This is a genomic window from Mucilaginibacter sp. (assembly GCF_025359345.1).
Taxonomy (GTDB): Bacteria; Bacteroidota; Bacteroidia; order Sphingobacteriales; family Sphingobacteriaceae; genus Mucilaginibacter.
In genome coordinates, this window is sequence record NZ_JANYGQ010000018.1 from 122,184 (window position 1) to 147,074 (window position 24,891).

Annotated in this window: 20 protein-coding genes; 7 read left to right on the forward strand and 13 right to left on the reverse strand. The window is 45.3% G+C overall.

Annotated elements, in window-relative coordinates; genetic code table 11:
• Window positions 1-76: 76 nt before the first annotated feature.
• Window positions 77-418, forward strand: a complete 342-nt coding sequence (locus Q0R52_RS11045) for a YciI family protein (protein WP_295794715.1) — start codon at window positions 77-79, stop codon at window positions 416-418.
• A gap of 158 nt (window positions 419-576) precedes the next feature.
• Window positions 577-1,809 (forward strand): DUF6596 domain-containing protein, encoded by a 1,233-nt coding sequence (locus tag Q0R52_RS11050; protein ID WP_295794716.1) that lies wholly within the window; start codon window positions 577-579, stop codon window positions 1,807-1,809.
• A gap of 29 nt (window positions 1,810-1,838) precedes the next feature.
• Here the strand turns inward: Q0R52_RS11050 and Q0R52_RS11055 are convergent, their stop codons facing one another.
• The 6 genes from Q0R52_RS11055 to Q0R52_RS11080 form a co-directional block, all read right to left on the reverse strand.
• On the reverse strand, window positions 1,839-3,128 hold the full coding sequence (locus tag Q0R52_RS11055) for a hypothetical protein (protein WP_295794717.1): 1,290 nt from the start codon (window positions 3,126-3,128) through the stop codon (window positions 1,839-1,841).
• Window positions 3,109-3,672, reverse strand: coding sequence for a hypothetical protein (locus Q0R52_RS11060; RefSeq protein WP_295794718.1), 564 nt, complete (start codon window positions 3,670-3,672; stop codon window positions 3,109-3,111). The genes Q0R52_RS11055 and Q0R52_RS11060 overlap by 20 nt, the downstream gene beginning before the upstream one ends.
• Window positions 3,669-4,229: a sigma-70 family RNA polymerase sigma factor gene (locus Q0R52_RS11065; RefSeq protein WP_295794719.1), complete on the reverse strand. Its 561-nt coding sequence runs from the start codon at window positions 4,227-4,229 to the stop codon at window positions 3,669-3,671. The genes Q0R52_RS11060 and Q0R52_RS11065 overlap by 4 nt, the downstream gene beginning before the upstream one ends.
• A gap of 107 nt (window positions 4,230-4,336) precedes the next feature.
• Entirely contained in the window at window positions 4,337-4,876 is a 540-nt protein-coding gene (locus Q0R52_RS11070) for an ATP-binding protein (protein WP_295794720.1), read from the reverse strand.
• 108 nt (window positions 4,877-4,984) lie between these two features.
• Window positions 4,985-7,039 (reverse strand): M13 family metallopeptidase, encoded by a 2,055-nt coding sequence (locus Q0R52_RS11075; RefSeq protein WP_295794721.1) that lies wholly within the window; start codon window positions 7,037-7,039, stop codon window positions 4,985-4,987.
• A 164-nt stretch (window positions 7,040-7,203) separates the two neighbouring features.
• Window positions 7,204-9,255 (reverse strand): M13 family metallopeptidase, encoded by a 2,052-nt coding sequence (locus tag Q0R52_RS11080; RefSeq protein WP_295794722.1) that lies wholly within the window; start codon window positions 9,253-9,255, stop codon window positions 7,204-7,206.
• Between the two features lie 660 nt (window positions 9,256-9,915).
• Here Q0R52_RS11080 and Q0R52_RS11085 point away from each other — a divergent pair.
• Together Q0R52_RS11085 and Q0R52_RS11090 are read left to right on the forward strand one after the other, a co-directional pair.
• Window positions 9,916-11,055, forward strand: coding sequence for an acyl-CoA dehydrogenase (locus Q0R52_RS11085; protein WP_252793757.1), 1,140 nt, complete (start codon window positions 9,916-9,918; stop codon window positions 11,053-11,055).
• 27 nt (window positions 11,056-11,082) lie between these two features.
• On the forward strand, window positions 11,083-12,333 hold the full coding sequence (locus Q0R52_RS11090; RefSeq protein ID WP_295794723.1) for a TlpA disulfide reductase family protein: 1,251 nt from the start codon (window positions 11,083-11,085) through the stop codon (window positions 12,331-12,333).
• 256 nt (window positions 12,334-12,589) lie between these two features.
• Here the strand turns inward: Q0R52_RS11090 and Q0R52_RS11095 are convergent, their stop codons facing one another.
• From Q0R52_RS11095 to Q0R52_RS11125, 7 genes are all read right to left on the reverse strand, one after another.
• The gene (locus tag Q0R52_RS11095; protein WP_295794724.1) at window positions 12,590-13,021 is read right to left on the reverse strand and encodes a hypothetical protein; all 432 of its coding nucleotides are present in this window, start codon (window positions 13,019-13,021) and stop codon (window positions 12,590-12,592) included.
• A 109-nt stretch (window positions 13,022-13,130) separates the two neighbouring features.
• Window positions 13,131-13,502, reverse strand: coding sequence for a hypothetical protein (locus Q0R52_RS11100; protein WP_295794725.1), 372 nt, complete (start codon window positions 13,500-13,502; stop codon window positions 13,131-13,133).
• Between the two features lie 44 nt (window positions 13,503-13,546).
• Window positions 13,547-15,241, reverse strand: coding sequence for a GMC family oxidoreductase (locus Q0R52_RS11105; RefSeq protein WP_295794726.1), 1,695 nt, complete (start codon window positions 15,239-15,241; stop codon window positions 13,547-13,549).
• 237 nt (window positions 15,242-15,478) lie between these two features.
• Window positions 15,479-17,638: a c-type cytochrome domain-containing protein gene (locus tag Q0R52_RS11110; protein ID WP_295794727.1), complete on the reverse strand. Its 2,160-nt coding sequence runs from the start codon at window positions 17,636-17,638 to the stop codon at window positions 15,479-15,481.
• Window positions 17,639-17,819: 181 nt separating this feature from the next.
• Entirely contained in the window at window positions 17,820-18,845 is a 1,026-nt protein-coding gene (locus Q0R52_RS11115) for a hypothetical protein (protein ID WP_295794728.1), read from the reverse strand.
• Window positions 18,846-19,046: 201 nt separating this feature from the next.
• Complete coding sequence (locus tag Q0R52_RS11120; protein WP_252793738.1) at window positions 19,047-20,501, reverse strand: DUF1501 domain-containing protein; 1,455 nt, start codon at window positions 20,499-20,501, stop codon at window positions 19,047-19,049.
• A 5-nt stretch (window positions 20,502-20,506) separates the two neighbouring features.
• Window positions 20,507-22,825: a PSD1 and planctomycete cytochrome C domain-containing protein gene (locus Q0R52_RS11125; protein WP_295794730.1), complete on the reverse strand. Its 2,319-nt coding sequence runs from the start codon at window positions 22,823-22,825 to the stop codon at window positions 20,507-20,509.
• A 379-nt stretch (window positions 22,826-23,204) separates the two neighbouring features.
• Here Q0R52_RS11125 and Q0R52_RS11130 point away from each other — a divergent pair, with 379 nt between their 5' ends.
• Genes Q0R52_RS11130 through Q0R52_RS11140 form a run of 3 tightly spaced genes read left to right on the forward strand, consistent with a single transcriptional unit; the run spans window position 23,205 to window position 24,855 of the window.
• Window positions 23,205-23,714, forward strand: coding sequence for a hypothetical protein (locus Q0R52_RS11130; protein WP_295794731.1), 510 nt, complete (start codon window positions 23,205-23,207; stop codon window positions 23,712-23,714).
• Window positions 23,715-23,773: 59 nt separating this feature from the next.
• Window positions 23,774-24,190 carry a hypothetical protein gene (locus Q0R52_RS11135; RefSeq protein WP_295794732.1) on the forward strand — a complete coding sequence of 139 codons (417 nt, stop codon included), beginning with the start codon at window positions 23,774-23,776 and terminating at the stop codon, window positions 24,188-24,190.
• A 17-nt stretch (window positions 24,191-24,207) separates the two neighbouring features.
• Entirely contained in the window at window positions 24,208-24,855 is a 648-nt protein-coding gene (locus tag Q0R52_RS11140) for a hypothetical protein (protein ID WP_295794733.1), read from the forward strand.
• The last annotated feature ends 36 nt before the right edge of the window (window positions 24,856-24,891 follow it).

Genomic DNA, 24,891 nt, shown 5'->3' on the forward strand with positions numbered 1-24,891 from the left:
AAATTAATTTTTTCTTTTTGTCCAATCGGTAATTGTCAGTTCGTCATTGAGGTATAAACATTAAAAACTAAACATCATGAAAGATTTTCTTTTCGTTTACAGAAACGACTACAAAAACCAGCCTACCGGCTCGCCCGAAGAATTGCAGGCCGTTACAAAAAGGTGGATGGACTGGGTTGGCGGCATTGCAGCCCAAAACAAGTTGAGCAGCCCAGGCAACCGCTTAACTTCAGATGGCAAGGTTGTAAGGCCAAACAACGTTGTTACCGATGGCCCTTATACCGAAATTAAAGAACTGATAGGCGGCTATTCGATTGTTAAAGTAGAAACAATGGAGGAAGCCGTTGAATTAGCAAAAGGTTGCCCTGTTTTTGAATTTGGCGGAAACGTTGAGGTCCGCGAAATTAACCCGATGTGATTTCTTTGAATATCGAATAATGAATGGCGAACATCGAACGATTAAGTGAAGAAACTTTTGGAATTGGATATTTGACATTCATTATTCTATATTAATTTATCCCGTTTTACAATCAAACTTAACCTGGCCTTTGTATTATTGCATGGGCCTTTTTTATAATGGAACAAAAGGAACTGATACCGCATTTATTCCGCACCGAGTTTAGTAAAATTACAGCTGTACTGGCTAAGCTTTTTGGTTTCGAGCATATAGAAATTGCGGAAGATATTGCCAGCGATACCTTCCTGCTGGCATCAGAAACGTGGGGCCTGAAGGGCCTGCCAGATAACCCTGCGGCATGGCTCTACACCGTTGCCAAAAACAAAGCCCGCGATTACCTGCGCAGGAACAAACTTTTCAGCGAAAAAATAACCACGGAACTTCAGTACAGCAATACCGAGCTGCACGAAATAGAAATTGACCTGTCCGACAATAACATTATAGATAGCCAGCTGCAAATGATGTTTGCTATCTGCCAGCCATCTATCCCGGCCGAAGCACAGATAGGCCTTTCATTGCGTATACTTTGCGGTTTTGGTATCGAAGAAATTGCAAATGCCTTCCTGAGCAATAAAGAAACCATTAACAAACGCCTCTTAAGGGCCAAAACCAAACTGCGCGAGGATAATGTGAAAATAGCGTTCCCGCCAAATTCGGAAATTGACAAACGGCTCGAAAATGTATTGACTACGCTTTACCTGTTGTTTAACGAGGGTTATTACTCTGTTTCGCAAAACACAAGTGTAAGGAAGGATTTATGTGTGGAAGCCATGCGCCTGTGTTACTTACTTACCATTAACGAAGCAACCAACAAACCGACAGTAAACGCCATGATGGCTTTAATGTGTTTCCATGCATCGCGGTTTGATGCCCGCATTAATGCCGATGGCGAGCAGGTTTTATACCCCGACCAGGACACCAGCCTTTGGGACGTTGAACTGATTGAACGCGGCAAGTATTTTTTAAATAATGCTGCCACCGGTAACCAGCTAACAAAATATCATATTGAAGCCGGCATAGCCTGGTGGCACACCCATCACGAGGACAGCACAGAAAAATGGGAGAGCATCTTGCAGCTATACAACAGATTGCTGACCATTGAGTACTCGCCCATGGCAGCACTTAACCGCACCTATGCCCTTGCCAAAGCCAATGGCAAACCCGCGGCCATTGCCGAAGCTGAAAAGCTAAAGCTGGAAGACAGCCATTTGTACTATTCGCTGCTTGGTTTTTTGTATACCGAGTTGGATAATAAAAAAGCAATCCGGCATTTGAAAACTGCGTTGAAGCTGGCAAAATCTGAAACGAATAAGGCGACTATTGAGAAGACGATACAGAAAATCAATTCGTGAAATTCGCCATAACTCGTAAAAATTAGGGCCTATTCAAAATTCACACCGCCATAGCTTGAGTTTATGGCGATATGCGAATCGGAGTTGCCTTTGCCGACATAACCTTTATAGCTATGCGTCATGCTTACATGCTTACTTCCTTCCGGTGGATTTTTGGCGGTTATAGTTACTTTGTTGTCGTTGTATTTGAACCCGCTTCCATAGCTGGTTACAATATCAAAGTCGAAATTACTCGACTGAGATATGCCCAACGATATATCTGAGTAGGATGTGTTAATATTTAGCTTTTTAAATGAGTTGGAAAGATCTCTTATTTTAAACCCACCGCCATACGCTAAATTTACGTCGGCAGTGTTATTCAGCTTACCTAACCTAAACGAAGCGTAGCTTAAGTCCGCCCTGATATTGTTGCATTCTTCTACATCAACGCTTCCGTACGAAAAAGCAAGCCTGCCACCATTCATAGCAGAAACTTTTAAACTGCAATAGCTGCCCTCAATTTCGTTATAGTTGCTCGACAGGCTTTGTGCTGTTACGCTGCCCTGTGAGGCGACAATCCGGACCCTTCCGTTTAGACTGGGCAAGAATATTGAACCATAGCTGCTTTCAACATTTAAGTCAGTTTGGGCCGGCATATAAACAACATAATTTATATTTAGCTTATGTTTTTTGTTCTTCCCGCCAAAATTAAAAAAACTCCAGAAACCTTCATCGTCGTCATCATGGTGTATGTCAGTAGTAAATGACACCTGGTCCCCATTTTTATTGTCGTGTATTTGTACCCCATCAATCAGGCGTTGCGCATCACTTTCACTACCTGCTTCGGCCTTAATTTCTATGTCGACCCTAACCTGGCTTTTATCCCAGGTATTCACTGTTATTTTACCATACTGATTACTCAGCCTTATTTTGTCGTTCCCATCAAGCGGGTAGCTTTTGCTATAATTTTTTTCTCTTATACCCGGCCCATTCGCATCAGATGCGTCATCATTTTTCGAAAACTCTAAATTAAGATTGCTAAGCAAATCACCAAGGTTCAGGCTAATTGCAGAAGAGGAATCACTTTCATTTTCCTCAATCTTTATGTTCGACGTAATGTTATTGACTGTTGCCGAAATATGTCTACCCAAATCTTTCAGATCAGCCTTTAAATTCTGCGCCAGGTTATCCATTTTAAGGTCAAAGCCAGCATTGTCAAAACTTGTGCTCACCGATAGCGATGGCTTTGTTTGTATAGATATAGTTTGGGCAAGCCCCGCAGTACAGCCTATAAAAAGCGCCATTAACAGCAGCGCGGGCTTATATGCTTTTAGTTTCATTGTTCTGTTCCTTTTTTGACTTGTTTAGCTGCTCAATAACATCCAGTTGCTGTGTAAGTACTTGTGTCTGCACCTGCAGGTTGCGTATCATTGCGCGTAAAACACGTTCCTGGTTAGGGCTGGTGGCCAGGTCGCTGTTAAGTTGCTTGTAGGTAGAGTCCATTTGGGCAATTTCATTGCTAAACTCCTTATACAAATCGGGCTCGGTTTTAGCAAGCGACTTCAGCTCGGTGCGCTGGCTATGAATCAGCGATGTATATTGAACTTGCTGCTGTGCATAAATTGGGTTAATGGCCGCTAAATCAATCTTTTCTTTCTTCTCGCCATGCAGGTAAAAGCCAAAACCTATACCCATAATCACAATAACGGTAGCTGCAACGCGCAGCACAAAGCCCAGCGAAAATGTTTTTGCTTCTTTCTTTTTCAACTCTTCACCTTGTGGTGGCAGGTGTTTTTCAATCCTGCTCCACAAATCTGCCGACGGTTCAAGGTCGTCAAATTCTTCCCTGTTCATTTTCATAAATTCCTCTAATCGCTTGCTCATGATTTTATTCCCTTTCGTTGTAAAATTTCCAATAACTTTCGTTTTGCCCTCAGGAACTGTGTCCGCGAGGTATTTTCCGAAATGTTTAATATCTGTCCTATTTCTTCATGATCGTAGCCCTCAAGCAGGTATAGCGATATTACTAACCTGTAGCCTTCAGGCAGATCCTTCATTGCTTCTTTAACCCTTGCCGCCTGGTATTGTGTTTCATCATCATCCTCTGCTTCCTCGCCGGCAATGTTTTCTATTTGTTCGCCTTCCAGATCAACCAGGTCAAGCTTGCGTTTCCGCAGCAGGTTGATGGAGCGGTTTACCACAATTTGTTTAAGCCATAAACCAAAGGTGGTATCCTGCCGAAAATCCTTCAGTTTACTGAACGCATCAACAAAAGCCTCCTGTAAAACATCTTCAGCTTCGGCAATATTTCCCACTATCCTGAAAGCGACGTTTAACATCGCTTTAGAATACAATTTGTAAAGCTCATAACAGGCTTTTTTACTGCCTTTTTTGCACTCAACCACCAGGTTATAATGCTTGTCGATAAAGATGGCTTCCAATTTTTGATCAGCTTGCACGTTAAATGACGCAAGGGTTTTTAGAACGTTGCATGGCGGAGAAAGAATTTAGGATATCGGATGCCCGAATTCGGATTTATTTTCCTGTATTAGAATCTCTTTAAGTATTCATCCACAGCTTCCACAGCCCTTTCATGCCTTTCGGCCCCTGTTCCTTCTATCAATACGTATTTAGCATTTAACTCATTTAATTCTTTGTACCACACCTCCATAAAGTGTTCCCGCATGTGCGGAAAGTCCCTTAAAGGATCTTCTTCCCATGGCATGTCGATGTTGAGCAGCAGGTAAAGGTCGTAAGGGCGTTTGGGCAATTCATCAAGCACTTGCTGTGGCGCTTTGCCAAAGGTGTATTCGCTCCATATTTTTACGGTGAGAAAGGTGGTATCGCAAATAAGCAGCTTGTTGGCTTTGGGCAACATTTCATCCTCCTGGGCAACCTGGCCATAAAACATATTGATTTCGTCCTGCCACGTAGGAGGTTCGGTTAGCTTCTCGCAATAACCTCGTGCATATTCGGGCACCCAGATGGTATTGTAGTGCGCCGCTAAGTACTCCGACATGGTTGATTTGCCCGTCGATTCAGGGCCTACAACTGCTATTTTTATTATTTCGGATGATTTGTTTTGCATTTTTATCCCCTGTTGTCATTCTGAACAGAGAGAAGAATGACAAAAATAGTTTTAAGCGGCTGATATACCGCTTGTTTTGAAAAATCCTCCGACTTTTCGGACTTCCTCCTACCAAATCCTTACCCTTTTATCCGGATCAAGCCATAACTTATCGCCTTTTTTAATGTGGAAAGCCGTATAAAACTCGGGCACATCAGTAAACGGTCCATTTACCCGCAAGTAGGCCGGCGAATGCACATCGACAATAACCTGGTTGGCCAGCGCTTCGTCCCGCTCGTGACCAAGCCAGCTTAGGGCATAGCCTAAAAAGAAACGCTGCATAGGCGTAAAGCCGTTTATCTTTTTGCCTTCTTTATACTGCTGCGTTTTTTTAAAGGCATCAATACCCAATACAATACCGCCAAGGTCGGCAATGTTTTCACCGAGGGTGGCTTTGCCGTTTACATGCAGGCTATCCAACACTTTGTAACCGTTAAACTGGTTGACCAGCATTTGGGCGCGCTGGGTAAACTTAACCGAGTCGGCGGGTGTCCACCATGATTTCAGGTTTCCTTTTGCATCAAACAAACGGCCTTCGTCGTCAAAGCCATGCGTAATTTCGTGGCCGATGACTGAGGCTGCAACATAACCGTAAGCCACTGCGTCATCAACATCCTCGTCCTTTATACCGGGTATCAGCAATTGTGCGGCCGGCAATGTAATCTCATTGTTCGATGGGCTATAGCTGGCGTTGTAGGTTTGCGGTGTCATGCCCCATTCCTGGTGGTTTACAGGTTTGCCAAGCTTGTTTATATTAACCGTGTATTGCCAGTGCCGGGCTTTTATTACGTTACCGGCGTATGATGCCCGACTGATATTAAGCGTCGAAAAATCTTTCCACTGGTCAGGGTAGCCCACTTTTGGGTGGATGGCATTTAGCTTAATTATAGCTTTTTGCTTGGTTTCAGCGCTCATCCAGTCCAGCTTTTCGATATGCTCGCGATAGGTTTGTCGCATGGCTTCAACCATGGCAACGTAGCGCGCTTTGCTCCGTTCCGAAAAATATTCCTTTACAAACAGTTGGCCCAGCAGTTCGCCCATTATGCCGTTCTCGGTGTCGAGCACCCGCTTCCAGCGTGGTAACTGTTCCTTTTGGCCGCGCAGCACCTTGCCTGTAAAACGGAAGTTTTCTTCGGCGACTGCGTTGTTAAGGTATGGCGCATTCGAGGTAATCAGCTTTAAGCGCAGGTATGCTTTCCAGTCATCAACGCTAAAAGTATGTATTGCCTTATCAACAGCACGGTAGTACTCAGGCTGGCCCACAATTACGGTATCTACCGGTTTAAGCTCCAATGCTGTAAATAAATTGTTCCAGTTTATGCTGGGGGTGAGGCTGTTTAATTGGGCGAGGGTTAGCTTGTTATAATTATGATATGGATCGCGCAGGGCCTCCAGTTTGCGGCTGCTATCGGCCAAAAATTTCTCAATGGCAAACGCGCCTTTGGCTGCTGCGGCGCTCTTTTGGTCGCCCCAGGCTGATAGCTTGAACAGCGTGGGTAAATATTTATCGGTATAGTCGGCACGGATGCGGGTGGTGCGGGCATCGGTTTTATAGTAATAGTCGCGATTTGGCAGCCCCAGCCCGGTTTGGTTTAGCTGCACCATCATTTTCGAACTGTTTTTATCATCCTGGCTTACTCGCATGCCAATTATATTACGCGTGCCGGTGGTTGTTAACATGGCAGCCGCATTTAAAATATCGTCAGGTGTTTTGGCCTTTTCAATTATAGCCAGTTGCGGCAACAAAGGCGACATCGCAGCATTTTCGATGCCCACGCTGTCCAACCCTGTATAATAAAAATCAGCCAGCTTTTGGGTGGTAGTACCTTTTGGCGCATTGGCTTGCATGGCATCCTCGTTTACCTTTTTAAGGCGATTGCGGATCTCTTCGGTAACAATATTGCCAATGCCCCAACTTGAATAAGCAGGAGGGATTGGATTGTTTTTTATCCAGGTGCCATTGGCGTATAAAAAGAAATCTTCGCCGGGCTTAACCGAAGCGTCGACATTTTTATAGATGGGGTCGTCGGGATTATCAAGTATGGTTTTGGTTTGGTATGCGCACAATGCAAAAGCTGCAAATGCCGCCAAATAAATAACCGGCTTGGTAGTTATCATTTTCATGGGAGAGTCAGTTTAAGTCAAATATAGAGATTAGAGGCTGGAGATTGGAGATTAGGTGAAAAAAGTAGAGACGCGCCGGTTACCTGGCGCATCTCTGCTTGATTAATATCAATCAGTGTTCTGTCTTCGGACTTTACTGACTTTCCTGTCTTTCCCGACTCTCCCTACCAAATCTTCACCCGTTTATCAGGGTCGAGCCACATTTTGTCGCCTTTTTTAATGTGGAAGGCTTCGTAAAACTCGGGCACATCGGTAAACGGACCGTTTACACGCATAAAGCCCGGCGCATGCTCATTGGTCAGTATCTGGCTCGATAAGTATTCCTGCCGCTGTTGGCCAAGCCAGCCTAAGGCATAACCGAGGAAGAACCTTTGCGTCGGCGTTAACCCGTTTATCGATTTGCCTTCTTTATACTGTTCTGTCTTTTTAAACGCATCAAGGCCTATTACTATGCCGCCTAAATCGGCAATATTCTCGCCTTGGGTAGCTTTGCCGTTTACGTGCAGGCCATAAATAGTGTAGCCGTTAAACTGGTTGATCAGCAGTTGGGCACGCTGGGTAAACTTAACCGAATCCTGTGGCTGCCACCAGGCTTTAAGGTTGCCGGCTGCGTCAAACTGGCGGCCCTGGTCGTCAAAGCCATGGGTCATTTCGTGGCCAATGGTCGATGCGGCCGCATAGCCATAAACTACGGCATCGTCAACATCTTCATCCTTTATGCCTGGGATTGAAAACTGGGCAGCAGGCAGTACAATTTCGTTGTTCGATGGGTTGTAGTACGCATTGTAGGTTTGCGGCGTAATATCCCACTCGGTACGGTCAACCGGCTTACCCAGCTTATTGGCGTTAAAGCGGTGCCAAAAGTTGTTTGCCCGAATTACGTTTTGCGCATAAGGCCCGCGGTCAATAGTCAAAGTCGAAAAATCTTTCCATTTATCAGGGTAGCCAACCTTGGGGGTTACTTTTGCCAGCTTGTCGTAGGCTTTTTGCTTGGTGGGTTCGCTCATCCAATCCAGCTTTTCAATATGCTCCTTAAAGCTGGCGCGCATGGCCTCAACCAGGTTTACGTAGCGCTCTTTTGTTTTTTCGGGGAAATACTCTTTTACAAATATTTGCCCCAAAACCTCGCCCATTATGCCGTTTTCGGTATCCAGCACGCGTTTCCAGCGGGGTAGCTGTTCTTTGCTGCCGTATAATACGGTGCCGTAAAACCTGAAGTTTTCGCCGTCAAAAGCTTTGCTCAGATAACCGGCATAAGCATCAACCAGGTTTTTACGCAGGTAGTTTTTCCAGTCGGCAATGCTATAGGTTTTTAATGCCTTATTTAGGGCACGGTAATATTCGGGCTGACCAACAATTACGGTATCTGCATTTTTAAAATCCATTTTATCAAAGGTGGATTTCCAGTCGATAGCCGGTGCAAGTTTGCTAAGCCCGGCAATGGGCATTTTGTGATAATTTTTATACGGATCGCGCAGGTCTTCCAGCTTGCGGCTGCTATCTGCTAAAAACTTCTCCAGTTCATAGGTCTTTTTTGTTGCTGCAAGGGCAGCGTCAGAACTTAAGCCCGACAGCTTGTACATTATAGGCAAATGTTTTTGCTGGTAATCGTTACGGATTTCAACGCTATGGGCATCGGTATTAAAATAATAATCGCGATTTGGAAGGCCAATGCCCCCCTGGAAGAGTTGCAGCATGTTTTTGCTGCTGTTTTTGGCGTCCTGGCCAACACCCGCCGCTATCGGCTGGTCCACCCCAATGGTTGCAAGGTGTGCGAACTCATCAACCAGGCTGTTAACATCCTTCACCTGCTCAATTTTATCCATCTCGGCCTTAAGCGGGTCGAGGCCATGCTTTTCGATACCAAGGGTATCCATCCCGCTAAAATAAAAATCGCCAATTTTTTGGGTGTTGCTGCCTTTTTCGGCTTTTGCGTTTAGGGCGTCTTCATTAATTTTCTTCAGGCGGTCGCGCAGTTCGTCGTTAACTACGTTGCCAATACCCCACGATGGGTAGGCCGCCGGTATCGGATTTTTTTTAAGCCAGGCTCCGTTGGCATATTTAAAAAAATCATCCCCCGGTTTAACCGTGGTGTCCATGTTTTTAAATATGATATCATTGTCGGCGTAGTTTTTTGTTTTGGTATTACAGGCAGTGATGAATAATACGGCCACAATAAAGGGGTAAATGGCCAGTTTTGTTGGTTTTTTGTTCATTTTTTTAGTTCTATGTAGATAATATAATACAGCAGGTGTATGAAATATCAGACAAGCAAACGCAAAAAGGCGCTAAATTGTACACTTGCCGGCATCGCGCAGCAAATAAACGTTAAATAAAAATAGATTTTAGTGCGAAAACCCCCAATGCGCTAATACATAGCGCTTTAATAGCGTAACATTTTTGTTACCGTCCACAACTAACAGGAATAGTTCGTGCTAATATGTTCCTGTTTTATGCTTTTTAATTGAGAGTGGTGTAAGGGGTACGCCTTTAGTTAATTTACTTAACTGGCTATAAATCAATAACTAAAATATTAACTAATAGTAGCGCCCCGGTTATTTTGGAGGGCCCGGCCCATTTTGGCACGGCAAGTTAAAATAATACCAGCCTTTACCATTTATGGCTTAACATTTGATAAGAAGTTAACAGCCCTGCATACAATCTGTGAAAAACGATAAAACATCTACCTGTGAAAAATAATTGTTTTTGAATTCTCAGACGCCCAAGCTGAGGTTTTTTTGTTCTTTGTTTTGGGTTTAATCAATAGTTTAAATTAATTAGGGGAAAGGGAGCTTCAAAAAGGCTCTCTTTTTTTTGACAGATATTTTTTACTATGCATGCATAATATTATTTTTGCAGCACAAAATAACCAGCCCATGCATTTTGAATTTTCCGAAGAACAGTTAATGATTCGCCAGGCAGCGCGCGACTTTGCACAAAACGAGCTTAAACCCGGTGTAATTGAGCGCGATGAGCACCAGAAATTTCCGGCCGAGCAGGTTAAAATGCTTGGCGAGCTTGGCTTTTTGGGCATGATGGTATCGCCCCAATACGGTGGCAGCGGCATGGATGCCATATCGTACGTGCTGGCTATGGAGGAGCTATCCAAGGTTGACGCCTCTGCATCGGTAGTGGTTTCGGTAAACAACTCGCTGGTATGTTACGGGCTGGAGAAATATGGCAATGAATTTCAAAAACAAAAATACCTGGTACCACTGGCCAGTGGCACACAGATAGGTGCATTTTGCTTATCCGAACCAGAAGCGGGTTCTGATGCTACATCGCAGCGCACTACCGCTGTTGATATGGGCGACCACTACCTGTTAAACGGCGTAAAAAACTGGATAACCAATGGCAGCACCGCATCGACCTACCTGGTGATGGCACAAACCCACCCCGAGCAACGTTCGCGCGGCATTAATGCACTGATAGTTGAAAAAGGGATGCCGGGCTTTGAAGTTGGCGCCAAAGAAAATAAAATGGGCATACGCGGCTCAGACACCCACTCGCTGATGTTTACCGACGTTAAAGTGCCCAAAGAAAACCGCATTGGCGACGATGGCTTCGGCTTTAAGTTTGCCATGAACACGCTCGAGGGCGGCCGTATAGGTATTGCTGCACAAGCACTGGGCATTGCATCAGGCGCTTATGAACTCGCATTAAATTATTCCAAAGAACGCAAAGCATTCGGCAAAACCATTGCCGACCTGCAGGCCACCCAGTTTAAGCTGGCCGATATGGCTACCGAAATTGAAGCCGCACGCTTACTGTGTCTACGCGCCGCATGGTTAAAAGACCAAGGTCAACCTTATGCACAGGCAAGCTCAATGGCCAAACTGTTTGCCAGCGAAGTAGCCATGCGCACTACTATCGAGGCTGTACAGATACACGGGGGCTATGGCTTTGTAAAGGAATACCATGTGGAGCGTTTAATGCGCGATGCCAAAATAACCCAGATATACGAGGGGACTTCTGAAATTCAAAGAATTGTAATTTCGCGAGAGGTGCTGAAGTAATTTCGCAATAATTTTATAGGTTTGGGTATGATACTAAAATCACGACTCAGCCTGTCAATTTTATTGGCATTTTGTATAGCAACCACTGCATCGGCCCAAACCAAACTTAAAACGGGCATGTGGCGCGGCACCTTAACCAACGAGAGCAAACACCAGCTGCCCTTTAATTTCGAGGTTACCAATGTTGGCAGCAAGCAGCAAATAACTATTATAAACAGTACCGAGCATTACAAAGTGCCCGGTGTTACCACCAAAGGCGATTCGGTTTTTATAAAGATGCCTTTGTTCGATTCAGAATTCAGGCTGAAGCTTACCGGCGATAATTTAACCGGCAACTGGATACGCCACTTGGGCGACCATGATTCCGCATTGCCTTTCGCCGCCACCCCTAACACGCCATGGCGCTTTTTTAAAAACCCGGAGAAACCTAAGTTTGATATTACCGGCCGTTGGGCTGCTGTTTTTGGCGAGGGGACTGATGGTCGCGATGAACTGGTGGGCGAGTTTAAACAAACCGGCAACCGCCTTACCGGCACCTTTTTAACCACCACCGGCGATGACCGCTACCTGGAAGGCTCGGTATCGGGCGATATGATGTACCTGTCGTGTTTTGATGGCTGTCATGCTTTTATATTCTCCGCCAAAATTAAAGATGCCAAAACCCTGGTGGATGGCGAAAACTATTCCGGCTTCTCGGCTTTCACCAAATGGACGGCCGTAAAAAATGTCAACGCCAAACTGCCTGATGCCTACGGGTTAACCGCAATGAAACCGGGCGTCAAAAAAATAGCTTTTAGCTTTCCTGATATCAACGGCAAAAAGGTATCGTTAACCGATGCCCGCTTTAAAAATAAAGTGGTTATTGTGCAGATACTGGGCTCGTGGTGCCCTAACTGTATGGACGAAACCAACTTTATAATCAACAGCGGTTATTATAAAAAATATCACCCTAAAGGCGTTGAAGTGGTAGGCCTGGCCTACGAGCGCACTACCGATTTCAAAAAATCGCAGAAAACAGTGGCGCAGCTGAAAGATCATTTTAAAGTGCCATATCCCTTGCTGATTACCGGCTACACGCCCGGCAAAGGCGATCCGCAGAAAAGCCTGCCCCAACTGGCCGGCTTTATGGGCTTCCCCACCACCATCATCATCGACAAAAAGGGCAATGTACGCAAAATACACACTGGCTTCAACGGCCCAGGTACCGGCAAGCACTATACCGAATTTATTGTTGAGTTTGATAAACTGACTGAGGATTTACTGGCGGAGAAAAGTTGAATTTGATAATTAGCTGATTTGAAGATGTAGCTTATCACGTTGTTACACTGTTTTTGACGTGATAGATGTGACAGGTGTGACAACCCCGCCCCCATGTCATTATGCCTTTGTTGGTGTTGTCACCAACAAAACGACGAGGTTTGTGGGTTAAATAGGCCGGCTGCTAATTCTTAAAACTTAAAAGATTCTGCACACCCGGCTTGTTGGTGACAACACCAACAAGGGCAGGAAAAGGTTCTTCTGGTGGTCATGGTTTTTATGGTGTATCGCTATTTAATATTTCTCTTAATAGTTCCCTGGCTTTACTTTTTAATATGAAAGTATGTATGATACCGGTAATTAGGAAAAATGCGACAAAAAACAGAATGCCTTCATATGCTCCCTCAATAATTAAAGAAATCGCCAGGAATGCAATAACAAACAGCCTTGGTAAAATATTGTCATAATAATTTAATTCTATGGTCGAACCACTTTTAGAATTCGTCAGTTTAAATTCTCCCCCATCCAATGTTATCGGACTAAAATTCCATCGCAATTCCCATGGATTAGTTTTAAATTTTACACTATTATCTGCCACACAAATAATATCGTACTTTTTGTCGTTTAGCTGCGATCGTATATTTTCAACTATAACGTTAGCGTTTAGAGCGGTCTCTTCAGAAGCATGATAGTTCAATCTAAATTTCATCTACGTTAAGCGTTGTCCGAAGTTATAGTTTTTGGTGAATAAATTCCCTTTCTAATGAGCTGGCGTTTCGCTGGTTTCGCGTTAAACAAATGCGGTATTGACTGGTCTGTTATTTTCGTCTTATTAATTTAAATTCAAATGAACCTTTAACTTTAACAGCGCTGTCTCCGGCTTTAATTGTATCGTTATTCGGGTAGCTTGACCCACCCCAACAATACTCAATTCTTTTTATTGTTACATAGGGAATTTCTTTCGGCTTTTCATAACAAACCTTTTGAATAACACCATTGAAACTCATATTTCTCTCGTCGTACAATGTTTTTATCGCCCAGAGTCCCATAGCAGAACCACCAATTGAAATTATAACCATATTTCTTAATGCATGTGGAGTGAATGACGCTCTGCCCTTAGGGAACGATAATACCATTAAAGTTCCCACAAGAGGGATGAAAAATATGACACGGGGAAAGAATATATCCATAAAAAGCCTTTGATCGGATGATGATATCTTGCTATACCTTTAAATTAACTCATATTCCGCTTCTTCATCTCCTCAACCGCATGATGGGCTGCCCGTGCGGCAAAGGCCATATACAATATCGAAGGGCTTTGATTGCCGGTGCTGGTCATGCAGGCGCCATCGGTAACAAATAGGTTTTGGCACAAGTGCAGCTGGTTAAATTTGTTCAGCAACGATGTCTTCGGATCGTGGCCCATGCGGCAGCCGCCCATTTCGTGGATGTCGAGGCCGGGGGCCTGGTGGGTATCTTTCTTAACGATATCTCGCAGGCCGGCGACCGCCAGCATTTCGGCGCTTTGAGTTAAAAAGTCGGCTACCATTTTGTCGTCGTTATCATCATAACCGATGGATGTTATCAGTTGCGGTATGCCCCATGGGTCTTTCTGGTCAGTGCTCAGGCGCACATGATTTGCTTCCTTAGGGATAGTTTCGCCCTGCATAAACATGCCGGCGCGCCATGGACCGGGTTCGGTCAACGAATCTTTATAATCGCCGCCGATGCCCTGGTTACGGTCGTTCTTATACTCGGGGTTACGATTGGAGAATACGAATGTGAGGAAGCCGCCCAAATAATCCGTATCCTGTTTGTGCAGGTTGCGGTAATTGGCAATGATGGGATTGGTTGGGTTGCGACCAAAGTAATAAACATCCTTCAAGCCGTCATATGTGCCATAAACACTGGCCCTGTAATTCTGGAAAGCCATAAACTTGCCCAGCAGCCCGTTATCATTACCCAAACCATTCGGGAAGCGGTGCGATTTGGAGTTCAGCAATATCAAATTGGTATTTAAACAGGCTGCATTCAAAAATATTACCCTGGCATAGTAATCAACTTCCTGGTTGGTAAGTGCGTCAATAATTTTTACACCGACTGCCTTACTTTTCTGCTCATCATAAATAATAGAATGCACTACCGAGTGCGGCCTGATAGTTAAATTACCCGTCTTCTTCGCCCATGGCAAGGTAGACGATACCGAGCTGAAGTAACCGCCAAACGGGCAGCCGCGGGTACACAGATCACGCGCCTGGCATTGGCCACGGCCTTGCTCCAAATGAATTGGCACTGGTTTAGTGAGATGTGCCCAGCGGGTTCGCACCATGAAGCGGTCTTTGTAATGGGTGCTTATTTTTTTCTGGATTTCCTGCTCCACCGCGCTCATCTCAAATGGTTCCAGGTATTCGCCATCCGGTAATGCTTCAAGCCCATCCTTGCCGCCGCAAATGCCGGCAAACCGCTCAACGTGGCTGTACCATGGGGCGATATCTTCGTAGCGGATTGGCCAATCCACCGCGTAGCCGTAACGCTGTGGGGCACTAAACTCAAAATTGCTCCAGCGCTGGCAGGCACGGCCCCAGGTAATGGATTTACCGCCAACCTGGTACCCGCGTATCCAGTCGAATGGTTTCTCCTGTATATACGGGTGTTCCTTGTCCTTCACAAAAAAGTGCTGGGTATCCTCGCCAAAAGCATAACATTTGCTGATGACGGGGTTTTCATCCAATACCGCTTTCGGTTCCTGCATGCGATGCGGAAAGTCCCACGGGTTTTTCGTAGCCGTAGGGTAATCCTTCAGGTGTTCAATATTGCGCCCGCGCTCAAGCACCAGGGTTTTAACGCCCAGCTCGCACAGTTCCTTAGCCGCCCAGCCACCGCTTATGCCGGAGCCGACAACAATGGCGTCGAATGTTTTGTTTTCCATAAAATCATCTATCAACTGTCATTGCGAGGAATGAAGCAATCTCTGCACATGCAAATCAATTGTGCAATAAACTCATGGTGACCTAATAGCCGGCGTATTGTTCTCCACAAACATCAAGGTTATTGAATGTCCTATGTAGAGTTTGCTTCATTCCTCGCAATGACGAGTTTGTTTTTGTTCGTTTATAATCTAAACGGCTAGAAATCCTCTAATCCTAAAAATCCTGCGAATCCTGGTCTAATTTAAGAATATCTCATCCATAAATATCCACTCCGGCGTACTTTTTACGGGATCCCATTTTGGTAGCTTCTGGATGTTTTTTACAACGATTTTCAGGCACGAAACCGGCTTGGCGGTATTCAACTTACAGTCTATACCGATGGCCATGTCCTTATCGCCTTTTTGCGCGGCGGGCGGTATTACGTTGCTTAGTAGTTTCAGGTGGTCTCTATCTGCGCCGCCCCAAACTTCGATGCCCACGGGTAAAAATATCTGGGTGCCCAAAATACGCAAGCAGTTAAGGGTTACGGTGTGCAGGCCGGTAGGTCTGGCAAACTGCATGTAAATTTCAATAGGTTTTTGTGCCGCTATCCATTTGCCGTTGCCAAAATTTGTGCCGCCCAAATCTTTATCAAATAGCGACTTCGCACCATCAGCGCTATATTTAGGTACCGGTGGCTGCAGGTAGCTCACACTATCGGGCGTAAACGTGCTTTTAAAAACGTTAAACTGCACCACGTCGCTGCTAAGCCAGCCGGGTTTGTAGGCTTTTATTTTTACGCTTTTGTTTTGGGTGATCGCCACGCCCGGTTTAAAAATTGGCGACTTTGAGCTATCGGGATCGGTGCCATCAGTGGTATATCTTATCTGCACACCTTTGATGGGATGACTTAACTCCAGCGGTATTGATTGCGCGAAAACCAACGCCGCATTTTTTACCTGGGGCACGTTCAACTTAATGGGCTTACCGTCGTCTTTAAAGCTTTTTACAAACTCGACTTTTTTATTGCGCGCCTGCAAATCTTTCAGTTGAGCGTCGGTGAGGCCGGTGTCCCAAAGGGTTATTTTGGAGAGGCTTTTTAATGTACTTATTTGCTTAATGGCATCTGCGTTAATCGGAGCACCTGCCAGCGAAATCATTTTTAAAAATTTAAGCCCGGCCAACTCCTTTAGCGTGCTGCCCGTTACATCGGTAAAGTTAAGGTTAAGGGTATGCAGGTTTTCAAACTGGGCAATGGTTTTCAATTCAGCATCTTTTACCGGCATTCTGTCCAAATCAAGTGTTACTATTTGCTTGTTTATGGCGCTTAATTCTTCCAGTATTTTGGGCTGATAGTTGCTTCTGTTATAGATGTTTACCCCCAACGCCGGCGACTCTTTTGCAAGCGGGTAAATAACCCGGTAATTATTGTTCAGCTTTTTAATGGTTTTATCATCGGCAGCAGCAAAGTCGAACTTCTCTTCAACCTGTTCGGCGGGCTTTAAATAGGTTGAGGCAATGAGCCGTAACGAATCTTTTGCCGGCAGATCGATAACCTTCTTTTTAAAATCGGCGTTTCCTTTTACCCAAAGGTAAAGCAGGTTCATTTCATCGGGTGTTAGCTGAGGTTTGCCTGCGGGTGGCATGTGTTTTTTATCCTCGGCAACCAAATGTACCCGCTGCAGCAGCAAACTTACAGCCGGCTGACCGGGAACGATCAGCTTACCATCCTTACCCCCCTTCAAAATAGATTTTTCGTTAATCAGCATCAGGCCGCCTTTTGTTTTATCAGGGTTGTGGCAGCTTATGCATTTACTTTCAAAAATTGGTTGAATGACATCTTTGTAAACCAGTGCCTTATCAACAGGCACCAGTTCTTTTTCGGGGTGCCAAACGGGTGCTAATACGAAGTTGTCGCCATGGGTAAGATCGGCGCCAAAATGGCCTGCAACTACAAGGGCCAGCACGACAGTTCCCGCACCCAAGCGGGCAACTTTTACATTATACCACCCGGCCGTGCGGCACCAGTAAATGATAGTGGATACAAAAACAACGCTGGCGCCCAGCCATTTGTGCCAAACAAGAGTGCTACCTTCATAACCCTGTTCTTTTGATAAAAACAGGCCCATAATGGCTGTAATAGCCGCGAATATAGCGCCGGTGAGCCACAGGTAAGTAGTAAAATCGTGGTAAAGTTTTTCGGTGCGAAAACGCTCCCTGAAGCGGAAAAACTCCAGCATCATGGCCATTATAAGCACCACAATGGGGAAGTGCAGTATCAGCGGATGTAGCCGGCCTACCGGCTGAAGCCAGGTTGGGATTGCTATAGATGAGCTAAACAGCAGGAAAAAAATGATAAAAATATTAAGGGCAAATAGTAAATTCTCCGCAAAACCTTTGTGCTTGCTTTTTATCATTTAATTAGGATAGTTTTATAATTATTAGTTAGTTCTTTTTTTTACCACCCGCCCTTGTTGGTGTTGTCACCAACAAGAGGGATGTGCATAATTTTTACCTTTCGCCATAAACATGCCTGCTTCTCCCCCTCACAAACATCATCGGTTGTTGGTGACAACACCAACAACGGCGGAAAAAGTCTTATACCCTTGTAAATTTATAAGGGTACACCTTGCCCGACGCCCATTGGGCAACATACAAGTTTTCGTCATTATCAACCAGCACATCGTGCGGGTTTAAAAATATCTTTTCGGCCTGGGCCATCGGTTGCAGCACGCCATCTTTATACACCGGCTCGGTACCGCCCAGGTTTGATACTACCTTGTTGTCTTTATCCAGTATGGTAGTGAATCCCGAGTTTTCGGCATTTAAGGTTGGCGAACGCAGCACCGCGGCGTATAAATGGTCGCCTTTTATTACGGGGCGGCAAACGCAGGCACCGGGAAGCTTTATAACTTCTATCAGCTTGCCGTCCATGCTGAAGCGTTTAAAGCAATTGCGGGTGCGGTCGGTAATAATTAAGGTAGGGGTTGCGCCGCGCCTATCGATAGTTATACCGTGCGCGTTATCCAAATGTTCATCGCCATCACCACGACCGCCAAAGAAGTGCTTCAGCTTGCCATTTTTATCGTAATGCATAATGTATTGCGAGCCATATCCGTCAGCAATATAAAAATCGCCGTTGGTATCAACCGTGGTTTCTGTAGGGACAAAATCTTCCGGTTTTTTGTAAACGCCGGTTTCCAGCGGCACATCAAGCGTCATCAATATTTTGCCATCCATGGTGGTTTTATACACCTCGTGCTTCACGGTATCGGTTATAAACAAAAACTCTGTGCCGTTTTCATTTACCAGTGTAAGTCCATGCGCTCCCGGGAACTCGTGCCCCCAGGTATCCAGCAGCTTGCCCGATTTGTTGTAAATCAGCACATTGTTTTTTGTCTCGTTGGTAAGCAGTAATATTCGCCCTTTTTTATCCTGCACCATTTCGTGGCAGTCGTTTACCGGGTTTTTCATCGGGTCGGCCTTGCTCCAGGCCTTGTCCATACGGTAGCGCATATCGCCATGGCCATAAATTGGCCCGTCATCTTTTGCCAGTAAATCCTTTGCTATAAAAAAGCTGCCGGTAAAAACTGCCGATTGCTTAATGAACGTTCTTCTTTCCATTGTTTTACACGATTGGATGATTATTATGATTTACAGGATTTGGGAAGCCAGGATAATTGTTAAAATCCTGTAATCCCTCCAATCCTTAAATCGTGTTATGCTATTATTCCTTTTTACACGATTGAATGATTATAATGATTTACAGGATTTATATGGGCAGGATGGTTAAAACCCTGTAATCCTTCCAATCCTTAAATCGTGTTATGCTATTATCCCTTTCACCACATTACCCGCTACGTCAGTTAGCCTGTACCTGCGGCCCTGGCTTTTGAAGGTTAGTTTTGTATGGTCGAGGCCTAATTGGTTTAATATGGTTGCATGAAAATCGTGCACGTGTACCGGGTCTTTCACAATGTTGTACCCAAACTCGTCCGACTGGCCATAAACTATGCCCGGCTTAATACCGCCGCCAGCCATCCATATACTGAAACAACGGGGGTGGTGGTCGCGGCCATAGTTGGCTTTCTCCAGTTTGCCCTGGCTAAAGTTGGTGCGACCAAATTCGCCGCCCCAAATTACGAGGGTTTCGTCGAGCAGACCGCGTTGTTTTAAATCGGTCACTAATGCGGCTGATGCCTGGTCGACATCCTTTGCCTGGCCTGCCATTTCCATAGGCAGGTTGCTGTGCTGGTCCCAGCCCTGGTGGTAAAGCTGCACAAAGCGCACGCCGCTTTCCGACAGCTTGCGCGCCAGCAGGCAATTAGCCGCATACGTACCCGGCACCAAACAGTCGGGCCCGTACATTTTTACAATATCGTCCGACTCTTTCGAGACATCCATAATCTCGGGCACAGCGGCCTGCATGCGGTAAGCCATTTCGTACTGCTGTACTTTGGCCGATATCTCGGGGTCGTTAAACTCTTTGTAGGATATGTCGTTCAATTCCGCCAGCTTGTCCAGCATTTTGCGGCGGTCACGGCGATCAATGCCGGGCTGATCATTAAGGTATAAAACGGGGTTTTCGCTGCTGCTAAATTGCACACCCTGGTGAATGGAATCTAAAAAGCCATTGCTCCAAAGCTTTGAATATACCCCTTGTCCGTTGCCCTTGCCTTTTGACAATAGTACTGTAAACGCAGGGAGGTTTTTGTTTTCGCTACCCAAACCATAGCTCACCCACGATCCCATACTTGGGCGGTTGCCCTGCTGTGCCCCGGTCTGGAAAAACGTTAGGGCAGGGTCGTGGTTAATGGCCTCGGTGTAGATGGAGTTAATCATGCAAATATCGTCGGCTATACCGCCGATATGCGGAAAAAGGTCGCTAATCCATGTGCGTGATTCGCCATATTGCTTAAAATCATAATAGGAGCCAATCAGCGGGAAGGATTTTTGCTGTGCGGTCATCCCGGTTAAAATCTGGCTGCCACGAACGGATGCCGGCAACTCCTGGCCCATCATTTCGCGCAGCTTCGGTTTATAGTCGAACGATTCCAGCTGCGATGGCGCGCCATCCTGGAAAAGATAGATAATCCGTTTTGCCTTTGGTGCAAAATTGGGAAGGCCGGCTATAAAGTCGGAGTCCGCGTCGGCCCCGCCGCTAAATAAATCAGGTATCAGCAACGAGCCAAGGGCGATGCTGCCAATACCGAGACTAAGCTTCGATAAAAACTTCCGCCTGTTAATATTCAGGCGATGCTCTAATTCGTCTTTTTCCATTGCCATCAGGTTTTCGTTATCGCCTCCTCTAAATTATAAATTGTATCTACCGTTTTCATCATTGCTGCCAGCATTACTTTATCAATATTTTGTGGGATGGGGTACTCGCCCACGCTAATTACCTTCTGCGCATCCTTTTTGCTTAATGTTTTTAACTGGTCGGTGTAATAACCGTTCAATATGGCCATTTCCTGCTCGTTTGGCAAGCGGCACATTATCAACCTGAAGGCTTTAGTAATTTTATCTTTTGATGGGCTGTTGTCTTTTAAAAGTTTAGCAGCTAATACCCGCGCAGCTTCCAATACCGTTGGGTCGTTTTCCATCAGCAGGGCCTGCAGGGGCGTATTGGTGCGCAGGCGCTTTACCTCGCACTGGTCGCGGTTGCTGGCGTCAAAAATGGCCATTTCGACGGGCGGAACAGTACGTTTTATCAAAGTGTACATGCCGCGGCGGTACAAATCAGGCCCATGAACCTGTTTGTAGCTGGCTAATATGCCGCGACCTGATGTTGCGTTTTCCCAAAGGCCAGGCGGCTGGTAAGGGTTCACACTTGGGCCGCCAATGGTTTTGTTCAGCAAACCGCTGCTTGCCAAAACCAAATCGCGCACTAACTCGGCAGGCAGGCGGTAGCGCGGGCCGCGCGACAGTAATGCGTTATCCGGGTCGAGCTTCACTTTATCCTTAGTAATAACTGCCGACTGCCTGTATGTTGCTGACATCACCATTTGTTTAACCAGGCGTTTCATGTCCCAGCCGTGATTCATAAAATCGACAGATAACCAATCCAATAATTCAGGATGCGACGGCAAATCACCCTGCATACCGAAATCGCCCGAGCTTTTCAATATACCTTTGCCAAACAGTTCCTGCCAGGTTTGGTTTACAAATACGCGGGCGGTAAGCGGGTTGCGTTTGTCAAACAACCATTCGGATAACCCCAGCCTGTTTTTTGGCAGGCGGTTGTCAAATGGTAAAATAGCTTTTGGGGTGCCGGGTTCCACTTCGTCGCCATGGGTATCGTAGTTGCCACGCTTCAATATGTAGGTTTTGCGGTAAGCGTCGCTGTCGCCCATAATGGATACAATCAGCTTGCCGGTATCCTGCTTGTTTATGAAATTTAAAATGCCTTTTACATCATCTTTGGTTACCTGCATCATCGGCCGCTTGGCATAGGTTTCGGGCCCGCCAACGGTTGATTGGAGGCCGGCTTCTTTCACGCTGTTAAAAAACGAGAAAACCTGGTAATATTCCTTTTGCGAAAACGGGTCGAATTTATGATCGTGGCAATGAGCACACTCCAGTGTTACGCCGAGCAGGGCTTTGCCAAAAGTATTGGTACGGTCGGTAACGTAAGCAACGCGATATTCTTCGTCAATTACGCCGCCTTCCTCAGTGATTTTGTGGTTGCGGTTAAAGCCGGTTGCCAGCAATTGCTCTTTGGTTGGGTTCGGCATCAAATCTCCGGCCAGTTGCCAGGATATAAACTTATCGTAAGGCACGTTGGTGTTATAGGCATGTATCACCCAATCGCGCCATGGCCATTGTGTACGGTAGTTATCGTCCTGGTAACCATGCGAGTCGGCATAGCGGGCAACATCCATCCAGTGGAGTGCCATTTTTTCGCCATAGGCCGGGCTTTTCATCAGTTCATCAACAATCTTGTTATAAGCATCGGGGCTTTTGTCCGCCAAAAACTTGTCCTGCATTTCAATAGTTGGCGGCAGGCCGGTTAAATCGAGGCTTACTCTTTTAAGTAAATGTTCTTTATCCGCTTCCGGATTTGGTTTTAATCCATACTGTTCCTGTTTATGGAGTATAAAATTGTCTATGGGATTTTTTACCCAATCCTTATCCTTAACCTCCGGAACCGGCCATAGCTTTGGCGCCACAAAGGCCCAGTGCTTTTCGTATTTGGCGCCCTGTTTAATCCACTTTTTAATCAAGTCAACCTCGTGCGGGGTTAAGCGCTTGAGGTTTGAATTTGCCGGCGGCATCATCTCCGAAGTATCGCTGGTTGAAATTCGCCTGAACAGTTCCGACAAATCAGGGCTGCCCGGAACCAATACGTGCGCATTAGGATTATCTTTCAACGCTTTAAACGCGCTTTCGGGCATATCAAGCCTTAAATTGGCCTGCCTTTTACTGGCATCGGGCCCATGGCATTTATAACATTTATCTGAGAGGATGGGGCGGATATTAAAATTATAGCTTATGGTATCAGGGGTCTGATCCTCAATATTTGATGCAGTGTTACTACATGCATTAAACATGGCCGCAATACACCCCGCGCACAATATCCACAGTAAATATAATTTTCGCCGCATAGTAAAAGTAGTAATGTCTGTACAATTGGTTTGTAGAAAGTAAAATTAAACAAATAATTGTATAAGTTACATAAATACTTTATTACCTGCTTGTATTGAAACAAGTTTTTTACAGGAGTTGCCGCAACGCATTGCTATATCACACCCCAATTAAGGGCTTCCGCCCTTCCCGTACTACCACGGAATTTGATACGTAAAACTACGCAATGTTTTGAAGTAGTAACCCCCGCCGCAGTTTCGCTATTTATTGATAATGAGTTAGTTATGTATATTTTTAACAAACTTATTGAACCACGGGTTTTTACGGCGCAATTGAAATAATAACTAATTAATATTAGTTTTATACAAACTATTTATTAACCCCTAAGAATTTAATACTATGGAGGCAAAACCAACACCAAAAGTTTTAACCGGCAGAGAGGGCGAACCATTTGACCTGGATGTATGTGCAAACTGGACTCAAAACTACCGGGACAGAAACCCCGGTGATATCGTATCTCACTTTTTTGGCAGGGAAATAATTGAAAAAATACTGGCGCAACAAGGCTGCCTGGGAATTCGCGTTTACCACGCTTATGATAAACCGATTAACGGCTGGCAGCGCGCAATGGTGGCGATAAGTAATTTTATATTAAAGGTTATAGGCAATATTGAAGGCGAAAGGCACATTATTGTTGCAGGCGCCGTGCACGACGGCAGCGATATGATTAACACAAAACCGGCAGCCCCTGTTGGTGAACCTATGGCCCGGGCCGAGATGGCAACGGTTATGACCGCCGCCACGTCAACCGCTACGGCTGATATAGTTGCACAGGAAGCGCTTCCATGCCCGGGTTCGCCGGGATGCCCGAAAAACAAACTTAGCGTTGGGCAGCGCAGCTTATCATAAATAGTATCGTATATTAGCCTGAAAATAATACTTAACCCCAATCCAATTATTTATTCGACGTGGAAAAATCAAAAACACCGGTTTTAACCGGTAAAGAAGGAGAAGAATTCGACTTGCATAAAGCAGCAAGCTGGACAAAAAATCATAGGGAAAGACATCCTGACCAACCGCATTCGCACTTTTTCGGTAAAGAAATATTACAAAAAATTTTAGACCAGGAGGGTTGTGTTGGCCTGCGTTTTTACCATGGACACAACAAAGCACACAGCGAGGCCGGCGGCGAAAAACACCTTATTATAGTAGGCGCAAAAGCCGATGGTACCGACATGCTGAATACAGCAAGCGCACAAAAGCTATCAAGGGCCGATATGAGGGCTGTTGCAGCACCGCTTGACACAGTAGGCCAGGAAGCATTACCGTGCCCAGGCTCGCCGGGATGTCCTAAAAATATGATGACGGACCATAATATCAGTTAATAAAACCAGCCTTGTCAATGTCGTTACAGCATGCTTTAAGTATTATCAGTGCTTTTTCCGGTGCTTTACCGGTTGCAGCGGTAGTACTGAACTATAAACACCTCGACAAGGTGCTACGTATAGCTGCCCTGTTTTTTGTGATATCTGCCGGGTTCGATTTGGTGCAGGCGATAACCATGTCAATGGGTATGGTTAACAATTTGCATATCATCCGGCTGTTCCTGGTAATTTGTTTACTGTTTTTTTCGGCAATATATTACAATGCCTTTTTCAGCCGGGTGCTTAAAAAAACTATCGTTATCATGTCAGCAATAACATTGCTGATCATGATAGTAAATGTTGTTTTTGTTGACGCGATAAAAGATTACCCGGCACTATCGCACACGGTTTTAAATATAGTGCTCATTTTTTATTCGCTGGCCTATTTTTACCAATTGCTTAGCCGGCAGGAGTTTGTGCATATCGAAAAACAGGGGCTATTTTGGATAAATGCGGGCGTGTTGTTTTATTTTTCGATAAACATATTTTTGTTTATGCTTTTTAGCCGCATTGTACAGGCGCACCTGGAAGAATACCTGATGATACAAAACGTAACCAACATAATTGCTAACTTGTTATATACCGTAGGATTACTTTGCCAACCCCAGCCACAGAAGACAACCTGATACCTGTATTAATTACAGGCACGCTTGTAATTGTAA

Excerpts from the sequence above, each read along its gene's own strand:
- Q0R52_RS11045 (WP_295794715.1), top strand. The coding sequence starts at position 77 with ATGAAAGATTTTCTTTTCGTTTACAGAAACGACTACAAAAACCAGCCT.
- Q0R52_RS11050 (WP_295794716.1), top strand. The coding sequence starts at position 577 with ATGGAACAAAAGGAACTGATACCGCATTTATTCCGCACCGAGTTTAGT.
- Q0R52_RS11055 (WP_295794717.1), bottom strand. The coding sequence starts at position 3,128 with ATGAAACTAAAAGCATATAAGCCCGCGCTGCTGTTAATGGCGCTTTTT.
- Q0R52_RS11060 (WP_295794718.1), bottom strand. The coding sequence starts at position 3,672 with ATGAGCAAGCGATTAGAGGAATTTATGAAAATGAACAGGGAAGAATTT.
- Q0R52_RS11070 (WP_295794720.1), bottom strand. The coding sequence starts at position 4,876 with ATGCAAAACAAATCATCCGAAATAATAAAAATAGCAGTTGTAGGCCCT.
- Q0R52_RS11075 (WP_295794721.1), bottom strand. The coding sequence starts at position 7,039 with ATGAAAATGATAACTACCAAGCCGGTTATTTATTTGGCGGCATTTGCA.
- Q0R52_RS11080 (WP_295794722.1), bottom strand. The coding sequence starts at position 9,255 with ATGAACAAAAAACCAACAAAACTGGCCATTTACCCCTTTATTGTGGCC.
- Q0R52_RS11085 (WP_252793757.1), top strand. The coding sequence starts at position 9,916 with ATGCATTTTGAATTTTCCGAAGAACAGTTAATGATTCGCCAGGCAGCG.
- Q0R52_RS11090 (WP_295794723.1), top strand. The coding sequence starts at position 11,083 with ATGATACTAAAATCACGACTCAGCCTGTCAATTTTATTGGCATTTTGT.
- Q0R52_RS11095 (WP_295794724.1), bottom strand. The coding sequence starts at position 13,021 with ATGAAATTTAGATTGAACTATCATGCTTCTGAAGAGACCGCTCTAAAC.
- Q0R52_RS11100 (WP_295794725.1), bottom strand. The coding sequence starts at position 13,502 with ATGGATATATTCTTTCCCCGTGTCATATTTTTCATCCCTCTTGTGGGA.
- Q0R52_RS11105 (WP_295794726.1), bottom strand. The coding sequence starts at position 15,241 with ATGGAAAACAAAACATTCGACGCCATTGTTGTCGGCTCCGGCATAAGC.
- Q0R52_RS11110 (WP_295794727.1), bottom strand. The coding sequence starts at position 17,638 with ATGATAAAAAGCAAGCACAAAGGTTTTGCGGAGAATTTACTATTTGCC.
- Q0R52_RS11115 (WP_295794728.1), bottom strand. The coding sequence starts at position 18,845 with ATGGAAAGAAGAACGTTCATTAAGCAATCGGCAGTTTTTACCGGCAGC.
- Q0R52_RS11120 (WP_252793738.1), bottom strand. The coding sequence starts at position 20,501 with ATGGAAAAAGACGAATTAGAGCATCGCCTGAATATTAACAGGCGGAAG.
- Q0R52_RS11125 (WP_295794730.1), bottom strand. The coding sequence starts at position 22,825 with ATGCGGCGAAAATTATATTTACTGTGGATATTGTGCGCGGGGTGTATT.
- Q0R52_RS11130 (WP_295794731.1), top strand. The coding sequence starts at position 23,205 with ATGGAGGCAAAACCAACACCAAAAGTTTTAACCGGCAGAGAGGGCGAA.
- Q0R52_RS11140 (WP_295794733.1), top strand. The coding sequence starts at position 24,208 with ATGTCGTTACAGCATGCTTTAAGTATTATCAGTGCTTTTTCCGGTGCT.